13 protein-coding genes are annotated in these 15,630 nt (G+C 62.8%); 11 read left to right on the forward strand and 2 right to left on the reverse strand.

Annotation, left to right across the window (positions count from 1 at the left end):
- Positions 1-174: 174 nt before the first annotated feature.
- Positions 175-888 (reverse strand): cupin domain-containing protein, encoded by a 714-nt coding sequence (locus AC30D7_RS04435; RefSeq protein ID WP_490133214.1) that lies wholly within the window; start codon positions 886-888, stop codon positions 175-177.
- A gap of 69 nt (positions 889-957) precedes the next feature.
- Positions 958-1,815 carry a GNAT family N-acetyltransferase gene (locus tag AC30D7_RS04440; protein WP_490133215.1) on the reverse strand — a complete coding sequence of 286 codons (858 nt, stop codon included), beginning with the start codon at positions 1,813-1,815 and terminating at the stop codon, positions 958-960.
- A 241-nt stretch (positions 1,816-2,056) separates the two neighbouring features.
- On the opposite strand from AC30D7_RS04440, the gene AC30D7_RS04445 reads away from it, so the two are divergent.
- From AC30D7_RS04445 to argE, 11 genes are all read left to right on the forward strand, one after another.
- Positions 2,057-3,529, forward strand: coding sequence for an aldehyde dehydrogenase family protein (locus tag AC30D7_RS04445; protein ID WP_490133216.1), 1,473 nt, complete (start codon positions 2,057-2,059; stop codon positions 3,527-3,529).
- Between the two features lie 520 nt (positions 3,530-4,049).
- Positions 4,050-4,718, forward strand: a complete 669-nt coding sequence (locus tag AC30D7_RS04450) for a haloacid dehalogenase type II (protein ID WP_028940564.1) — start codon at positions 4,050-4,052, stop codon at positions 4,716-4,718.
- Between the two features lie 42 nt (positions 4,719-4,760).
- Positions 4,761-6,035 carry an NAD(P)/FAD-dependent oxidoreductase gene (locus AC30D7_RS04455; RefSeq protein ID WP_490133217.1) on the forward strand — a complete coding sequence of 425 codons (1,275 nt, stop codon included), beginning with the start codon at positions 4,761-4,763 and terminating at the stop codon, positions 6,033-6,035.
- Between the two features lie 94 nt (positions 6,036-6,129).
- A complete protein-coding gene (locus AC30D7_RS04460; protein ID WP_019578993.1) occupies positions 6,130-7,767 on the forward strand; it encodes an ABC transporter substrate-binding protein in 1,638 nt (545 codons plus the stop codon).
- 47 nt (positions 7,768-7,814) lie between these two features.
- A complete protein-coding gene (locus AC30D7_RS04465) occupies positions 7,815-8,771 on the forward strand; it encodes an ABC transporter permease (RefSeq protein WP_019578992.1) in 957 nt (318 codons plus the stop codon).
- A complete protein-coding gene (locus AC30D7_RS04470) occupies positions 8,768-9,643 on the forward strand; it encodes an ABC transporter permease (RefSeq protein WP_018925983.1) in 876 nt (291 codons plus the stop codon). Before AC30D7_RS04465 ends, AC30D7_RS04470 begins: the two co-directional genes overlap by 4 nt.
- Position 9,644: 1 nt before the next feature.
- Complete coding sequence (locus AC30D7_RS04475; protein WP_064617983.1) at positions 9,645-11,486, forward strand: ABC transporter ATP-binding protein; 1,842 nt, start codon at positions 9,645-9,647, stop codon at positions 11,484-11,486.
- Complete coding sequence (locus AC30D7_RS04480) at positions 11,483-11,791, forward strand: (2Fe-2S)-binding protein (RefSeq protein WP_018925981.1); 309 nt, start codon at positions 11,483-11,485, stop codon at positions 11,789-11,791. The genes AC30D7_RS04475 and AC30D7_RS04480 overlap by 4 nt, the downstream gene beginning before the upstream one ends.
- Complete coding sequence (locus AC30D7_RS04485; RefSeq protein ID WP_490133218.1) at positions 11,773-13,164, forward strand: FAD/NAD(P)-dependent oxidoreductase; 1,392 nt, start codon at positions 11,773-11,775, stop codon at positions 13,162-13,164. The genes AC30D7_RS04480 and AC30D7_RS04485 overlap by 19 nt, the downstream gene beginning before the upstream one ends.
- A complete protein-coding gene (locus tag AC30D7_RS04490) occupies positions 13,161-14,330 on the forward strand; it encodes an NAD(P)/FAD-dependent oxidoreductase (protein WP_018925979.1) in 1,170 nt (389 codons plus the stop codon). Before AC30D7_RS04485 ends, AC30D7_RS04490 begins: the two co-directional genes overlap by 4 nt.
- On the forward strand, positions 14,327-15,484 hold the full coding sequence (gene argE / locus AC30D7_RS04495; protein WP_019578987.1) for an acetylornithine deacetylase: 1,158 nt from the start codon (positions 14,327-14,329) through the stop codon (positions 15,482-15,484). The genes AC30D7_RS04490 and argE overlap by 4 nt, the downstream gene beginning before the upstream one ends.
- Positions 15,485-15,630: the final 146 nt, after the last annotated feature.

Below are 15,630 nucleotides of genomic sequence, written 5' to 3' on the forward strand. Positions count from 1 at the left end.
GAGGCTGCGTTCGGCTGCGTAGCAGTCGCGAAATCAGGCGCTGCGATCCGTCAGGCACGCTGCGCATTCAGGGATTACGACTGCTGCGCAGCCGAACGCAGCCTCGCACAGCTCGGCAGCTGCTACGGGATTAGCGTAACCGGGACCGATTACGCTGATTCAAATCGGCCAGCGCTATTTGACGGCGTAAACCTTGCGCACATACCGCGCACTGTTCCAGGCACAAGGTGCCCCTTGTGGCACGAACACGGTGTCACCGGGATTGACCGTAACGCTGCTGCCGTCAGGTGCCTGCAAAGTCACGCTGCCTTCGAGCAGGTGCATCAGCTCGTTGAGTTTGTGCGCTCGGCCATGGCGAGTGTACGGCGTCGAATCCCACACACCGACGCGCAGATTAGTCGTGTCGTCTTCGAAGGCATTGCGCGAGCGGCACTGTGGCGTGGGTCCGATCAGTATCTGCGGTTCCGGTGCCGCCGAAGGGGACAGCATCGCCAGCGGGTCGAGCGCTGTCAGCCCCGGTTTCTGTTCGGCGCTGGGGCTGGTGACGGCACAGAAGGCCCAGCACGTATCGGGTTGTGCCTGAACCCGCAGTGCCGTACCGCGACTGATCACCGCGCTGGCACCGATCCCCAATTCCAGCACCTGTTCCCCGGATTGCAGCACCACATGCCCGGCATGGACCACGATCACTTCGGTGTGCGGGAAGCCCTCGATGTCGAGTGTTCTGCTGGTGTGAACGAGGCCCGCCGAAACACCGTCGGACCCGACGTAGGCGAGCTGACGACCGTCCATGAACGGATCGATGGAACTCAAGGGCGCTGCCTTGAAAGACGTAGAAACGCGGCTGCCGTCGGCGCGGGCCAACAGCACAATGGTGGGTTGAGACATGCGGGTGACGCTCCCTGCAAATGGGGGGTAGAAAGTGATGGAAGGCGCTCGCTTCATCGCGCGCCGGGATCAGCCAATGGCTTGGGTGACGAGGGCAAATTGGCGGACGCCGTTGGCCGCTTGCGGCGGTGTGCCCCGTGCCATTTGCGCCACGGTGTCGACCTGTTTGAGACCGGCCAGCTCCAGCCACTCGCTCAAACCACTGTCCGCTGGAATGTCGATTCGCACGAAAGCGTCCGGCACCTGGGCCAGCAACACCGCGATCAGGTGTTTGGCCTGTTCAAGGTTTTCGGCGATGACCGGGCCGAGGCAACGACCGCGACCGAACGGGCGCAGCAGGGCGAAGGCACGCAACTGACCGTCGCGCTCGATGCCCACCGAATGCTCGGCCAGCGCGAACAGCTCCGTGAGCACCGCTTGCCGGTCCAGCCCGCTGCCGGCGTTGGCCAGTGCCAGTTGAGGAGCCCGATCCGCCGCCTGTAACGGGCGGCATTCTTCACCGTCTGCCAGCGGTTCAAGCGCGGGCGCCTGAGCCAGGCCTTGATGCTGCTGAATCCGCCCGAACTCGACAAACCCCTGGCTGGCGTAAAGCGGTGCGCCGGCGAGGGTTGCATTGAGCATCGGCGTGCGCGACTGGCAGGCTAGCAGCGCGTGTTCCATCAATCGACGGCCGATGCCCTTGCCCTGATAGTCGTCGCTGACAATCACCAGGCCGATGGTGGCGAAGTCGCCTTGCCGGCAGGCGAATGCGGTGCCGATCAGTCGGTCGCCATCGAGCACCACGAAACCTTCGCTGACCCGCTGCAGCATCGCCCAGTCTTCCAGGCGATGGGGCCACTTCAACTCGACAGACAAGGCATGGGCCGAAGGCAAATCAGCAGCGGTCATCGGCCGATAGACATAAGCGGAAGGGTGCGAGGCGGACATGATGAATCTCCGTTTTACAGTGTGCGCGATCAACCGGTTTTCCGGCGCGAGGATGCCTGTATCCCATCTGTGTGAAGGCCTGACAAGGGGGGCGGAAGGATTCGGCAGATTCCTCACATCAAAGGCCTGCAGACCACACTTACTACTTAATTGCCCCATAAGGTCGGCAGCAAATGCTTGGGCTTTTTTTCTACGATGGAGGCCTGAGTAAACGCCTCGCCGTCCCTTTTTGGAGTGCTCCATGGATAGCTTCGATCCTCGCCTCATCGCTGTGCGCAGCGCTCATTTTATTGCCGGAAAATACCGCGACGCCCAACCGGGGCTGGAGGTGGTTCGCCCTTCAGACGGTCAGGCTTATGCCCAGTTGCCGATCGCCGATGCCGACCTGGTGGATGAGGCGGTCAACGATGCCTGGCAGGCGTTTAACCGCAGCGATTGGGCCAGCCGTCCGCCCCGGGAGCGGGCACGGGTCATGCGTCGCTGGGCCGATCTGATCGAAGCCGATGTCGCCGTGCTGGCGCCGCTGGAAGCGGTGGGCTCGACCCGTCCGCATAAAGATGTGATCGCCTGGGACATTCCTTATGTCGCCGAGGGCATTCGTTTCTTTGCCGAACTGGCGGACAAGCACGGCGGCCAAGTCGCGGCGACCCAGACCGATCGCCTGGGCATGCAGATCGCTGAACCGTACGGCGTGATCGCCGCCATCGCGCCGTGGAATTTCCCCTTGAGCATGGCTTCATGGAAAGTCGCGCCGGCGCTGGCTGCCGGCAATGCCGTGGTGCTCAAGCCGTCGGAGCTGACGCCGTTTTCCAGCCTGCGCTTTGCCGAACTGGCGGTGCAGGCGGGCATTCCTGCCGGGATTTTCAACGTGGTTCAGGGCGATGGCCGCGTCACTGGCGACGCCTTGTGCCGTCATCCACGGGTGGGCAAGGTAACCTTTACCGGCTCCACGGCGACCGGCTCGAGCATCATGTCCACTTGCGCATTGGTGGGGCCGAAACCGGTAACCCTGGAGCTGGGCGGCAAGAGCCCGCAACTGGTGTTCGCTGACGTGCCGGATATCGCGAAAACCGCACGCACCGTGGCGCTGGCCATCACCGGCAATGCCGGGCAGGTGTGCGTGTCTGGTTCGCGGTTGTTGATCGAGCGCTCGATCATGGAACCGTTCGTTGCGCACTTGCAGGCGTATTTCGAGGAATTGCGTCCAGGCCCGACCTGGTCGTCCGAGAACACGCTGTCGCCTATCATTTCCCGGTTGCAGGCCAGCCGTATCGACGGCATCGTCCAGCGTTCACGCCAGGCCGGGGCCGAAGTGCTGACTGGCGGTGGCTTGTTCGAAGGGCTGGGCGGTGCCTATTACCAGCCGACTTTGCTGGCCGGCCTGGACAATCAGAACCCGGCGATCTGTGAAGAAATCTTCGGCCCGGTGCTGACGGTGCAGGCGTTCGATGACGAACAGCAGGCGCTGAACCTGGCCGCACACGCCACCTACGGCCTGGCGGCGGGCGTGCACACCGCCGACATCAACCGCGCCCTGCGACTGGTCCGGCGGCTGGAGGCGGGCACAGTGTGGGTCAACCGTTACGGACGCAGCAACGACTACATCCTGCCGACCGGTGGCTACAAACGCTCCGGCATCGGCAAGGACCTGGGCCGCGAAGCCTTCGAAGCCAACTTGCGCTTCAAGAGCGTGCTGATCGATATCGTCCAATAACACGGCCCCCGTAGCAGCTGCCGAGCCTGCGAGGCGGCGTTCGGCGGCGAAGCCGTCGTAAACCCGATTTGCAAGGTTTTCATGACACACCGCAATAGCTGATTTCACGACGGCTTCGCCGCCGAACGCAGCCTCGCAGGCTCGGCAGCTGCTACACCGGGTAGTCATCAAGAGAAGGTTCAAACCGCACCCAAACGGGCGCTTCCTCAGGGAAGCGCCCGTTTTCGTTCCGCCCGGCGCAGGTTCTGCCGTGAATGGGGGCGTTCGTCAGCCTCGCATAGTCATGAAGGTCCATAAGAGCGCATAAATACGGGGTTTGCCCAAGGCTGGAGCGAGCCGCAAAGTCTGCTGAGGGGGCAGGCTAAAACGGTGGTTTGTATCAAGCAGAGGTCGCTTTTAACGCCATCTGCTGATTTCACGGTGTTGTAATGACGGTGTGCTGCAGCGTTGCATCGCCGCTCCCGAAACGCAGCGAATACCTGTCGCGCCATGACCTCAACGAACTTCAGGACCGCACTCAATGAGCTTTCTACGCCCCAAATTCATTACGTTCGACTGCTACGGTACGCTGACCAATTTCCACATGGGCACGATGACTCGCGAACTGTTCGCCGACCGCGTGGTGCCCGAGCAGATGGATCAGTTCGTCAAGGATTTTTCCGCCTATCGCCTGGATCAGGTCATGGGTGACTGGCGGCCTTATGATGAGATTCTCAAGACCGCACTGGCACGGGTCTGCAAGCGTTGGGGTGTCGAATACCGTGGCGAAGGCCAGCTGTATTACGACGCCGTGCCGACCTGGGGCCCGCACCCGGACGTGCCGGCCGGCCTGTCGAAAATCGCCGACAAGATCCCCCTGGTGATTTTCTCCAACGCCAGCAACAGCCAGATCATGTCCAACGTCGACAAGCTCGGCGCACCGTTTCACAAAGTCTTCACCGCCGAACAGGCCCAGGCCTACAAGCCGCGCCTGGCCGCGTTCGAGTACATGCTCGACAACCTCAACTGCGGCCCGGAAGACATCTTGCATGTGTCTTCCAGTTTCCGTTACGACCTGATGCCGGCCCACGACATGAAGATCAAGAACAAGGCCTTCGTCGCCCGCGGTCACGAGGTTCCGGGCAATGCGTTCTACGGCTACCAGCAGATCACCGACATCGGTGGACTGGCGGCGCTGGTCGGTCTCTGAGTTGAACGGTAACGGCGCTCTTCACGGAATAAGGGGTTAGACATGGGCAGTGAATCCTACTGGCTCGACACCGCACCGGCCTTTTCCGGTGCTCAGCTCGGCGCATTGCCCAGGCAGGTCGACGTGGCCATCGTCGGTGGCGGTTTCACCGGCCTGGCGGCGGCTCGCGCGCTGGCCTTGAAGGGCGCCAGTGTGGTGGTGCTGGAAGCCGGGAAAGTGATCGGCGAAGCCTCCGGGCGCAACGGCGGCCAATGCAACACCGGCGTTGCCCAGGACTATGCCGGGCTGAGTGCCAGCCTCGGTGCCGACAAGGCGCGGGCCTATTACCAGGCCTATGAAAGCGCGGTGCAGAGCGTTGTGTCCCTGGTGGAGCAGGAGCAGATCGCCTGCGACCTCAAGCGCAATGGCAAGCTCAAACTGGCGGCCAAACCGTTGCACTACGAAGGTCTGGCGCGCACCTGCGAATTGATTCGCAAAGAGGTCGATGCCGAGGTCGAGTTGCTGAACGCCGAACAGACCCGCGCCGAAGTGAATTCGGCGCAGTTCCATGGCGGCTTGCTGCAGCGCAACGGCGTGCAGATGCATGTCGGGCGTTTCGGCGTCGGTCTGGCTGAGGCTGCGGCACGTCACGGCGCGCTGATCTATCAAGGTACGCCGGTGACGGACTGGAAAGCCCAGGCCGGCGGTTATCGGGTCAACACCGCCAAGGGTTCTTTGCACGCCGGGCAAGTATTGCTGGCGACCGGCGCTTGTCAGCACGGTGGCCTGGGCTGGTATCGGCGGCGGATCGTGCCGGTCGGCAGTTTCGTGATCGCCACTGAGGTGCTGCCGCAGTTCCTCATCGATCAGTTGCTGCCCGGTCGGCGTGCCTATGTCACCAGCCGCATGATCGGTAACTACTTTCGCCTGACCCCGGATAACCGCTTGCTGTTCGGCGGCCGTGCGCGGTTCGCGATGTCCGACAGCGTGAACGACGCCAAGAGCGGCAAGGTGCTGCAAGCGGCGATGGTGCAGATGTTCCCGCAGTTGGCCAAGGTGAAAATCGACTACTGCTGGGGCGGGCTGGTGGACATGACCTCCGACCGCTTGCCTCGCGCCGGTCAGCACGGCGGGGTTTATCACTCCATGGGCTACAGCGGCCATGGCGTGCAGATGTCGGTGCACATGGGCCAGGTGATGGCCGAGGTGATGGCCGGCAAAGTCGAGGCCAATCCCTGGCGCGAACTCGACTGGCCGGCGATTCCCGGGCATTTCGGCAAGCCGTGGTTCTTGCCGTTCGTAGGCGCTTACTACCGCCTCCAGGACTATTTGCATTGAGTTGATGTTGTGGCGTCACCGTCGTTTGCGTTTCCAGGACGCTCCGGACATCTGGGGCACTCGAATCTTCTGATTTTCGACAGGTACAACTGATATGACTGACAACAAGATCGACTCGAAACTGATTTCCGGCCAGGACAGCCTGCGGGTATTCGAAGGCCTCAACCGTGGCATGTCGCGCCGCCACGCCTTGCAAATGCTCGGCGTGGCGGGTGTTGCCGCAGCGGGCGCCGGTAGCCTGTTCGGCGCTGCCGGCAAACTGTTCGCCGAAGAAGCGGCAACCCCGGGCAAAGGCAAGCCGGGCGGGCGGATTCGCGTCGCCGGCATGTCCAGTTCCACCGCCGACACCCTGGACCCGGCCAAGGGCGCGCTGTCTACCGACTACGTGCGTCACTTCATGTTCTACAACGGCCTGACCCGTTTCGACAGCCACCTGGTGCCGCAACTGGAACTGGCCGAGCGCATCGATAACACCGATGCGACGCTGTGGATCATCACCCTGCGCAAGGACGTGACCTTCCACAACGGCAAGACCCTGAGCGCCGCCGACGTGGTGTTCTCGCTGTCGCGCCACAAAGACCCGCTGACCGGTTCCAAGGTCATGCCGCTGATGGCGCAGTTCGAAGAGATCAAGGCCACCGGCACCCACGAAGTGCAGATCCGCCTGAGCGCGCCGAACGCCGAGCTGCCGTCGATCCTCGCCGTGTCGCACTTGCTGATCGTTCCCGAGGGCACTACCGACTTCAACCAGGGCATCGGCACCGGGCCGTTCACGGTCAAGGAATTCAAACCGGGCGTACGCTCGATTGCCGCGCGCAACACCGGCTACTGGAAACCGGGCCTGCCGTACCTGGACGAGATCGAATTCATCGCGATTGCCGACGAACCGTCACGCGTCAACGCGCTGCTGTCGGGCGACGTGCACATGATCAACGAGGTCAACCCACGCTCGACCACACGGATCAAGGCCAGCGCCAAACACCGGGTCGTCGATGCGCCGTCGGGCAACTACACCGACCTGATCATCCGTCAGGACCAGATGCCGGGTAAAAGCGCCGAATTCACTCAGGCGATGAAGTATTTGCTGGACCGTGAGCAAGTGAAATCCGCGGTGTTCCGTGGCTTTGCCGTCGTCGGTAACGACCATCCGATTTCCCCTGGCTCGCGCTACTACAACGCCGACCTGCCGCAGCGGGCCTACGACCCGGAAAAAGCCAAATTCCTGCTGAAGAAGGCCGGCATGGAAAGCATCACCATGCCGCTGGTGGCATCGCCTGCCGCGACCGGTTCGGTGGACATCGCCGTGCTGTTGCAGCAATCGGCGAAACAGGCCGGGCTCAAGCTCGACGTCAACCGCTTGCCCAGCGACGGCTACTGGTCCAACCACTGGATGAAGCACCCGCTGAGCTTCGGCAACATCAACCCTCGGCCGAACGCCGACGTGATGTTCTCGCAGTTCTTCCAGTCCAGCGCGCCATGGAACGAATCGGGCTGGAAGAACGATCAGTTCGACCAACTGCTGATGCTCGCCCGCGGTGAAACCGACGACGCCAAGCGCGGCAAGATGTACGGCGACATGCAGGCCCTGGTGCATGAACACAGTGGCATCGGCGTGCCGGTGTTCATCAGCAACATCGACGGTGTCGATCAGCGCATCAAGGGTTACGGCAGCAACCCCCTCGGCGGTTTCATGGGCTACATGTTCGCCGAACAGGTCTGGCTCGATGCCTGATCGGCCGCACACGGGCGTAAGCGGGGCTATTGCATGAGGGTAGGGCGATGAACAGCAACACACTGTGGTTGATCGGCCGGCGCCTGGGCGCGGCGATCGTGACTTTGTTGATCGTGTCCATGGTCGTGTTTGCGATCACGGCGGTATTGCCGGGGGACGCGGCGCAACAGGCACTCGGGCAATTCGCCACGCCGGAACAGGTGGCGGCCTTGCGCCTGAAACTGGGGCTGGATCAACCCGGTGTGGTGCGTTACCTGCATTGGTTGATGAACCTGCTGAGCGGCGACATGGGGCAATCGGTGTCCAATGCCTTGCCGGTCAGCGAGCTGATGGCCGGGCGGGTGCCCAACACACTGATGCTGGCGGCCGTCACGGCGCTGGTGTCGGTGCCGGTGGCGCTGATCATCGGCATCGGCTCGGCCATGGGCCGGGGCGGGCGCATGGACAGTTTCCTCAGCTTCATCACCCTGGCCCTGGTCGCCGTGCCGGAGTTTCTGGTGGCGACCTTGGCAGTGCTGATCTTTGCGGTGAACCTGGGCTGGCTGTCGGCGCTGTCTTATGCCAGCGACATCACCTCACCCTGGCAATTCATGCGCACCTACGCCTTGCCGGTGATGACCCTGTGCTGCGTGATTGTCGCGCAAATGGCGCGCATGACCCGGGCGGCGGTGATCGATCAGCTCGACAGCGCCTATGTGGAAATGGCCCGGCTCAAGGGCGTGAGCCCGGTGCGGATCGTGTTGCGCCATGCCTTGCCCAACGCCATCGGGCCGATTGCCAATGCCATCGCCCTGAGCCTGTCGTACCTGCTGGGCGGGGTGGTGATCGTCGAGACGATCTTCAACTACCCCGGCATCGCCAGCCTGATGGTCGATGCCGTGACCAACCGTGACATGGCGCTGGTTCAGGCCTGCACCATGCTGTTTTGTACGGCGTACCTGGGGTTGGTGCTGATTGCCGACCTGTGCGCGATTCTTTCCAATCCGAGGCTGAGAAACCAATGAACGATCTCATGGCGAAATCGGCGCCTGCCGGACCCGAACTGGCATTGGGCAAGGTTGCTCATGGGCCGTCGTGGCTCGGCCTGGTCGGGGCGGCAATGTGTGTGATCTGGCTGCTGGTGGCGATCTTCGGTCCGTGGCTGGCGCCGCACCCGGTGGGTGAAGTGGTCTCCGATAACGTGTTCGACAGCCTCAGCGCGGCTTACCCGTTGGGTACCGATTACCTGGGCCGCGACATGCTCAGCCGCATTCTCGTCGGCGCGCGGTTCACCGTGGGCCTGGCGCTGATTTCAGCGGTGTTGGCCAGCACGCTGGGGACCGGATGTGCGCTGCTGTCGGTGGTGTCGCCGAAATGGCTGGACGAAGTGATCAGCCGTTTGATGGATGCCTTTATCTCCATTCCGAGCAAGATGCTGGCGTTGATCATGGTCTCGGCGTTCGGTTCTTCGGTGCTGTTGCTGATCTGCACCGCAGTCCTGAGTTTCACCCCAGGCGCGTTCCGCATCGCCCGCAGCATGGCGGTGAACATCGAAGCGCTGGAATACGTGCAAGTGGCCCGCACCCGTGGCGAGCGTCGGTTGTACATCGCCTGCGTGGAAATCCTGCCGAACATGCTCAACCCGGTGCTGACCGATCTGGGGCTGCGCTTCGGCTTCATCGTGCTGCTGCTCAGTGGCATGAGCTTCCTCGGCCTCGGCGTGCAACCGCCGGATGCCGACCTCGGTTCGCTGGTGCGCGAGAACATCGGCGGCCTCAATCAGGGCGCGCCGGCCATCGTGATTCCGGCGCTGGCCATCGGCACCCTGACCATCGGCGTGAATCTGTTCATCGACCGACTGTCGTCACGGCGTAGTCGACGTACGGGAGGTCATTGAAATGAGTGATTTGATTCGAGTCGAAGACCTGCGCGTGGTCGCTTGCGGCGAGCGTGGCGAGGTGGAAATCGTCAAGGGCGTGAGCTTCTCCCTGGCCAAAGGTGAAGTGCTGGCGTTGATCGGTGAGTCCGGCTCCGGCAAGACCACCATCGCCCTGGCGCTGCTCGGCTATGCCCGACGCGGTTGTCGATTGGCGTCCGGCGTGGTGCAAGTCGGCGAGCACGACATGCTGGCGTTGAGTGAAAGCGAACTGCAAGGCCTGCGCGGCAATCGGGTGTCGTACATTGCCCAGAGCGCCGCCGCTGCGTTCAACCCGGCGAAAAAACTGATCGATCAAGTGGTGGAGGGCGCATTGATTCACGGCCTGGGTAGCCGGGCCGTGCTGGAAGCCAAAGCCATCGAACTGTTCCGCGATCTGGCCTTGCCGGATCCCGATCACATTGGCCAGCGTTACCCGCACCAAGTATCCGGCGGGCAGTTGCAACGGGTAATGGCGGCCATGGCGCTGATCAGCGATCCGCTGCTGGTGGTGCTCGACGAGCCGACCACCGCTCTCGACGTGACGACGCAGATCGACGTGCTGCGCGCCTTCAAGCGCGTGGTGCGCGAGCGTGGCGCGACGGCGGTCTATGTGTCCCATGATTTGGCGGTCGTCGCGCAAATGGCCGATCAGATCGTCGTGCTCAACGGCGGACAGATTTTCGAGCAGAGCGCCACCGCGCCGCTGCTCAAGGCCCCGGCCCACGAATACACCCGCAGCCTGCTGCTGGCGGCCCGCCCGGACACGACGATCCGCCCACCTTGCGGCATCGCTGAAGAAACACCGCTGCTGACCATCCAGGGGCTGACCGCCGGTTACGGCAACAAGAACCTGCAAGGCATGCCGTCGATTCGCGTGCTGGAAGATATCGACCTGACCGTGCGCCGGGGCCAGGCCATTGGCGTGATCGGCGAGTCGGGCTCCGGCAAGTCGACGCTGGCGCGGGTGGTGGCCGGGTTGCTGACGCCGGCCTTGGGCGGCCTGACCTTCGATGGCCAGCCACTGGGCGGTAGCCTGTCCGAGCGCACCGATGAGCAGTTCCGCCGGATTCAGATGGTGTTCCAGAATGCCGACACTGCGCTCAACCCGATGCACAGTGTCAGCACTATTCTGAGCCGTCCGCTGAAAATGTACTTCGGCCTCAAGGGCGCCGCGCTGCGCGAGCGTATCGGCGAACTGCTGGACCTGGTGCGCTTGCCGCGCGCCATGGCCGAACGCCGTCCAAATGAGCTCTCCGGCGGGCAAAAACAGCGGGTCAACCTGGCCCGTGCCCTGGCGGCCAAACCGGACCTGATCCTCTGCGACGAGGTGACCTCGGCGCTGGACACCGTGGTCGGCGCGGCGATTCTCGAACTGCTGCGCGACCTGCGTCAGCAACTGGGCGTGTCGTATCTGTTCATCAGCCATGACATTTCCACGGTACGCGCGCTGTGCGACGACATTGTGGTGATGTACAGCGGCCACAAGGTTCAGGCCGGCAGCCGGCAGGCGTTTGCCCAGGCACCGTTCCATCCCTACACCGACCTGTTGATCCATTCGGTGCCGGAACTGCGTCAGGGCTGGCTGGAAAACTGCGGCACCACCTGCGGCACGCTGCCGCCGATTGGCGCCAAGGCCAATGTGCCAGAGCTGTGCACCTTTCTCAGTCGCTGCCCGGTGCGGGTCGACGGTCTGTGCAATCGCACCGCGCCGAACCGGCGGATCATCGACGGCGGTAGCGAAATTCTTTGTCATCACGACAGTGCCGAGTTGCTGAAAACACAGCAGGGTTTATCCACCATGAGCCTGGGAGCTTATGCATGAAAGGGCGTTTTGTGAGGCTGGCCGAGCAGGGCCGGCCGACCGTCAAGCTGACGGTGGACGGTTCGCCCATTGAGGCGTTGCAGGGCGACACATTAATGGTCGCGTTGCTGACCCAGGGCTCGGCGCTGCGCCAATCGGAATTCGACTCGGGCCGCCGCGCCGGTTTCTGCCTGATGGGCGCCTGCCAGGATTGTTGGGTCTGGACCCGCAGTGGCGAGCGTTTGCGCGCCTGTTCCAATGAAGTCCGCGAAGGGCTGGACATCGTCACCACACAACCGGAGGCAATATGGCCACTGCACGGCTGAGCGCTCAACGAGTGGTTATTGTCGGCGCCGGGCCGGCCGGCATTCGCTGTGCCGAAACGCTGCTGGCGGCTGGCTTGAAACCGATCCTGATCGATGAGAATCGCCGGGATGGCGGGCAGATCTACCGTCGCCAGCCCGAAGGTTTTACCCGGGACTACGCCACCCTGTATGGCACCGAAGCGGCCAAGGCCAAGAATCTGCACCAGAGTTTCGACCGATTGCGCGGGCAAATCGACTACCGCCCCGACACGCTGGTGTGGAACCTGACGCCAGGGCAATTGTGCTGCGTCAGCCAGGGCAAGCACTCGACGGTGGATTACGATGCGCTGATCCTCTGCACCGGTGCCACCGACCGCTTGATGCCGATCGAAGGCTGGCAGTTGGCAGGCACCTACAGCCTTGGCGGGGCGCAAATCGCGCTCAAGTCCCAGGCGGTTTCCATCGGCCACCGCGTGGTGTTCATGGGCAGCGGGCCGTTGCTGTATCTGGTCGCCAGCCAATACGTCAAAGCAGGCGCCAATGTGGCGGCGGTGCTCGACACTTCGCCCCTCAGCAAGCGTATCGCGGCAGTGCCGAAGCTGATGGCGCGTCCGGGATTGCTGTTCACCGGGATGAAGTTACTGGCGCAGTTGTACCGGGCGAAAATTCCGGTGCATCTGGGGATTTCGCCGCTTCAGGTGCAAGGCGATGCAGCCAGCGGCGTCAGTGGTGTGCGGGTGCGTACCGCGCGCGGTGAGACGTTAACGGTGGATTGTGATGCTGTGGCGTTGGGTTATCACTTGCGCCCGGAAACCCAACTGGCCGATCTGGCCGGTTGTCGCATGCGCTTCGATGAGGCGTCCAGCCAGTGGTGGCTGGCCGTCGATGAAGACGGCCGCACCTCGGTCAACGGTGTGTATGCCGCCGGGGACGGCTCGAAGATTCGCGGTGCCGATGCCGCCGAACATGCCGGGCGCTTGGTGGCGATGGCGTTGATGGAAGATCTGCAGCAACCGGTGAACGCCGGTTTGCGTGACGAACAACGCCACGCGCTGGCGGTGATGGATGAGTTTCGCCTCGGTCTGGCCCAGGCGTTTCCCTGGCCGGCGGATCAAGCCAAAGCCTTGCCGGACTCAGCCATCGTCTGTCGCTGCGAGATGATCAGCGCCGGCGAGTTACGCCGTACCGTGAGCGAGAAGGGGGCCTGTGAAGTCAATCGGGCCAAGGCCTTCAGCCGGGTCGGCATGGGCCGCTGCCAGGGGCGTTATTGCTCCCAGGCCGGGGCCGAAGTGATCGCGGCGGCGGCAGGCGTCAGTGTGCAACAGGTCGGTCGGCAGCGTGGACAGGCACCGGTCAAACCCCTTTCGATGCTCACCGAGGAGGTGTCGCCATGACGCTACACAAAGCCGATGTAGTGATTGTTGGCGGCGGCCTGATGGGCTCGGCGGCGGCGTTTTTCCTGCGCCAGCGCGGGCAGTCGGTGATTCTGCTGGAGCGCGACCAGATCGGTCAGTACGCCAGCGGCGTCAATTTCGGCAACGTCCGGCGTCAGGGACGCTTCCTCGGTCAACTGGAATTGGCCAACCGTTCCTGGGCGCTGTGGAAACGCTTGCCAGAGCTGATCGACGACGACCTCGAATTCATTGCCAGCGGGCACATGCGCGTGTGTTACCGCGAGGACGAAATCCCTGAACTGGAAGCCTATGCGGCAGCGCCCGAGGCGGCGCAGCTGGATTTGAAAATCTATCGTGGCGCCGAGCTGCACCAGCGCTTTCCGTTCCTCGGGCCGGACGTGAAGGGCGGTTCTTACGCGCCCCACGATGGCCACGCCAACCCGCGTCTGGCAGCCCCGGCATTTGCCCGGGCTGCCCGCCGCCTCGGGGCGCGAATCGAGGAACAGACTGAAGTCGCTGAAGTGCAGAAAATTGCCGGCGAGTTCACGGTGACCACCACCGACGGTCGCCAGTTCGGCGCCGAGCGCTTGCTGATCACCGCCGGCGCCTGGGGCCAGAAACTCTCGGCGCAGTTCGGCGAACCGGTGCCGCTGGATACCAACGGCCCACAAATGGCCGTGACCGAACCGGTGCCGTACGCCTTGCCAACGGTGATCGGCGTGTACACCAAGATCCCCGAGGAAGTGATCTACTTCCGCCAGATCCCGCGCGGCAACATCATCATCGGTGGCGGCTACCGCAGCAAACCGGACATGCTCAACCGCCGCGCCTATGTCGAGCCGCGCAGTATTCTCAATCAGATGGATCAGATGCGTCGCCTGCTACCGGGCGTCGGCAACCTGAACATCATCCGCGTGTGGAGCGGCATTGAAGGCTACTTGCCCGATTCCCTGCCGGTGATGGGCCCCAGCGGCAACGTTGACGGTTTGTATTACGCGTTCGGCTTCTGCGGTCATGGCTTCCAGCTCGGCCCAGGCGTCGGCGACGTAATGGCCGAACTCATCAGCACCGGCAGCACCAGCACTTCGATTGAGCCGTTCTCGATCCGCCGGTTCACCCCTTCAGCCGAGCAACGGACAACCGAGCAAAGGAGCAGGGCCTCATGAAACCCCGTGTACTGGATATTCTCAAACGCCTGATGGCCTTCGACACCGTGTCTTCGGAGTCGAACATGGCCCTGATCGAGTACGTACGCGACTTGCTGCTGACCAAGGGCATCGAGTCACTGATCGTCAAGGACGAAACGGGTAAAAAGGCCAACCTGTTCGCCAGCACCGGCCCTAAAGAGTTACCGGGCATTCTGTTGTCCGGGCACACCGACGTAGTGCCGGCGGCAGGCCAGGCCTGGACCTTGCCGGCGTTTGAGGCGACGGTGCAGGACGGGCGGATTTACGGCCGGGGCAGTTGCGACATGAAGGGGTTTATCGCGTTGGCCATCGATGCCATGCTCGATGCCGCCGACCATTCGCTGAGCCGACCGCTGCAAATCGCCTTGTCCCATGACGAAGAAACCGGCTGCGTCGGTGTACGACGTTTACTCGACGTGCTGCACCTGGCGCCGGTACGGCCGTTTTTGTGCCTGATCGGTGAGCCGACCAACATGCAGTTCGTGCTGGGGCACAAGGGCAAGGGGTCTTACCGCACTTACTGCCGTGGCCTGGAAGCGCATTCCTCGTTGGCGCCGCGTTCGGTCAATGCGATTCACGTGGCCTGCGATTTCATCGCGGCTCTGCGTCAGAGCCAGCAGCAACTGCAAGAGCAGGGCGCACAGGATGCCGATTACGATGTGCCTTACAGCACCGTGCACGTCGGGCAGATTGTCGGCGGCAAGGCGCTGAACATCGTGCCGAACCTGTGCACCCTGGATTTCGAGGTACGTAACTTGCCGGCGGACGATCTGGATCAGTTCCTGGAGCAGATGCGCGAGCGTGCAGAAGTGATCGTGCGCGAGGCGAAAAAGCTGTCCAGCGTGGCAGACATCGAGATCGAAACCCTCAACGTCTATCCGGGCCTCGATACCCATCCGAGCGTTGAAGCGGTGCGCTTCCTGAAAAACTTCGCCGCGCCGGACACCGGCACCGCCAAAGTCTCGTTCGGCACCGAGGGCGGGTTGTTCAAGCAGCGTCTGGATGTACCGGTAGTAGTCTGCGGCCCGGGCTCGATCGAACAGGCGCACAAGCCGGACGAGTTCATCGAGATCAGCCAGATGCAGGCTGGGGAGCGGTTTCTGGAGGGATTGCTGGGCTCCCTGAAACTTTGAGATCGTCAAGATCTTTTGATTTCTGCTTGCCGGTAGAGCCTGCCGTCCCACCGCGAATTTCAGCATCCAACACTGCCCATCAAACGCTTTCAGCATCCTTATCCGTGGCACCTCCCTAGACTGGAAATGTCTCGGATCAGGACTCG

The sequence above is a fragment of the Pseudomonas sp. DF5 genome, from assembly GCF_058148225.1.

What these genes read in the sequence shown, in the direction of transcription:
- AC30D7_RS04465 (WP_019578992.1), top strand. Translation starts at nt 7,815, where the DNA reads ATGAACAGCAACACACTGTGGTTGATCGGCCGGCGCCTGGGCGCGGCG.
- AC30D7_RS04460 (WP_019578993.1), top strand. Translation starts at nt 6,130, where the DNA reads ATGACTGACAACAAGATCGACTCGAAACTGATTTCCGGCCAGGACAGC.
- AC30D7_RS04470 (WP_018925983.1), top strand. Translation starts at nt 8,768, where the DNA reads ATGAACGATCTCATGGCGAAATCGGCGCCTGCCGGACCCGAACTGGCA.
- AC30D7_RS04435 (WP_490133214.1), bottom strand. Translation starts at nt 888, where the DNA reads ATGTCTCAACCCACCATTGTGCTGTTGGCCCGCGCCGACGGCAGCCGC.
- AC30D7_RS04475 (WP_064617983.1), top strand. Translation starts at nt 9,645, where the DNA reads ATGAGTGATTTGATTCGAGTCGAAGACCTGCGCGTGGTCGCTTGCGGC.
- AC30D7_RS04450 (WP_028940564.1), top strand. Translation starts at nt 4,050, where the DNA reads ATGAGCTTTCTACGCCCCAAATTCATTACGTTCGACTGCTACGGTACG.
- AC30D7_RS04440 (WP_490133215.1), bottom strand. Translation starts at nt 1,815, where the DNA reads ATGTCCGCCTCGCACCCTTCCGCTTATGTCTATCGGCCGATGACCGCT.
- argE (WP_019578987.1), top strand. Translation starts at nt 14,327, where the DNA reads ATGAAACCCCGTGTACTGGATATTCTCAAACGCCTGATGGCCTTCGAC.
- AC30D7_RS04490 (WP_018925979.1), top strand. Translation starts at nt 13,161, where the DNA reads ATGACGCTACACAAAGCCGATGTAGTGATTGTTGGCGGCGGCCTGATG.
- AC30D7_RS04455 (WP_490133217.1), top strand. Translation starts at nt 4,761, where the DNA reads ATGGGCAGTGAATCCTACTGGCTCGACACCGCACCGGCCTTTTCCGGT.
- AC30D7_RS04485 (WP_490133218.1), top strand. Translation starts at nt 11,773, where the DNA reads ATGGCCACTGCACGGCTGAGCGCTCAACGAGTGGTTATTGTCGGCGCC.
- AC30D7_RS04480 (WP_018925981.1), top strand. Translation starts at nt 11,483, where the DNA reads ATGAAAGGGCGTTTTGTGAGGCTGGCCGAGCAGGGCCGGCCGACCGTC.
- AC30D7_RS04445 (WP_490133216.1), top strand. Translation starts at nt 2,057, where the DNA reads ATGGATAGCTTCGATCCTCGCCTCATCGCTGTGCGCAGCGCTCATTTT.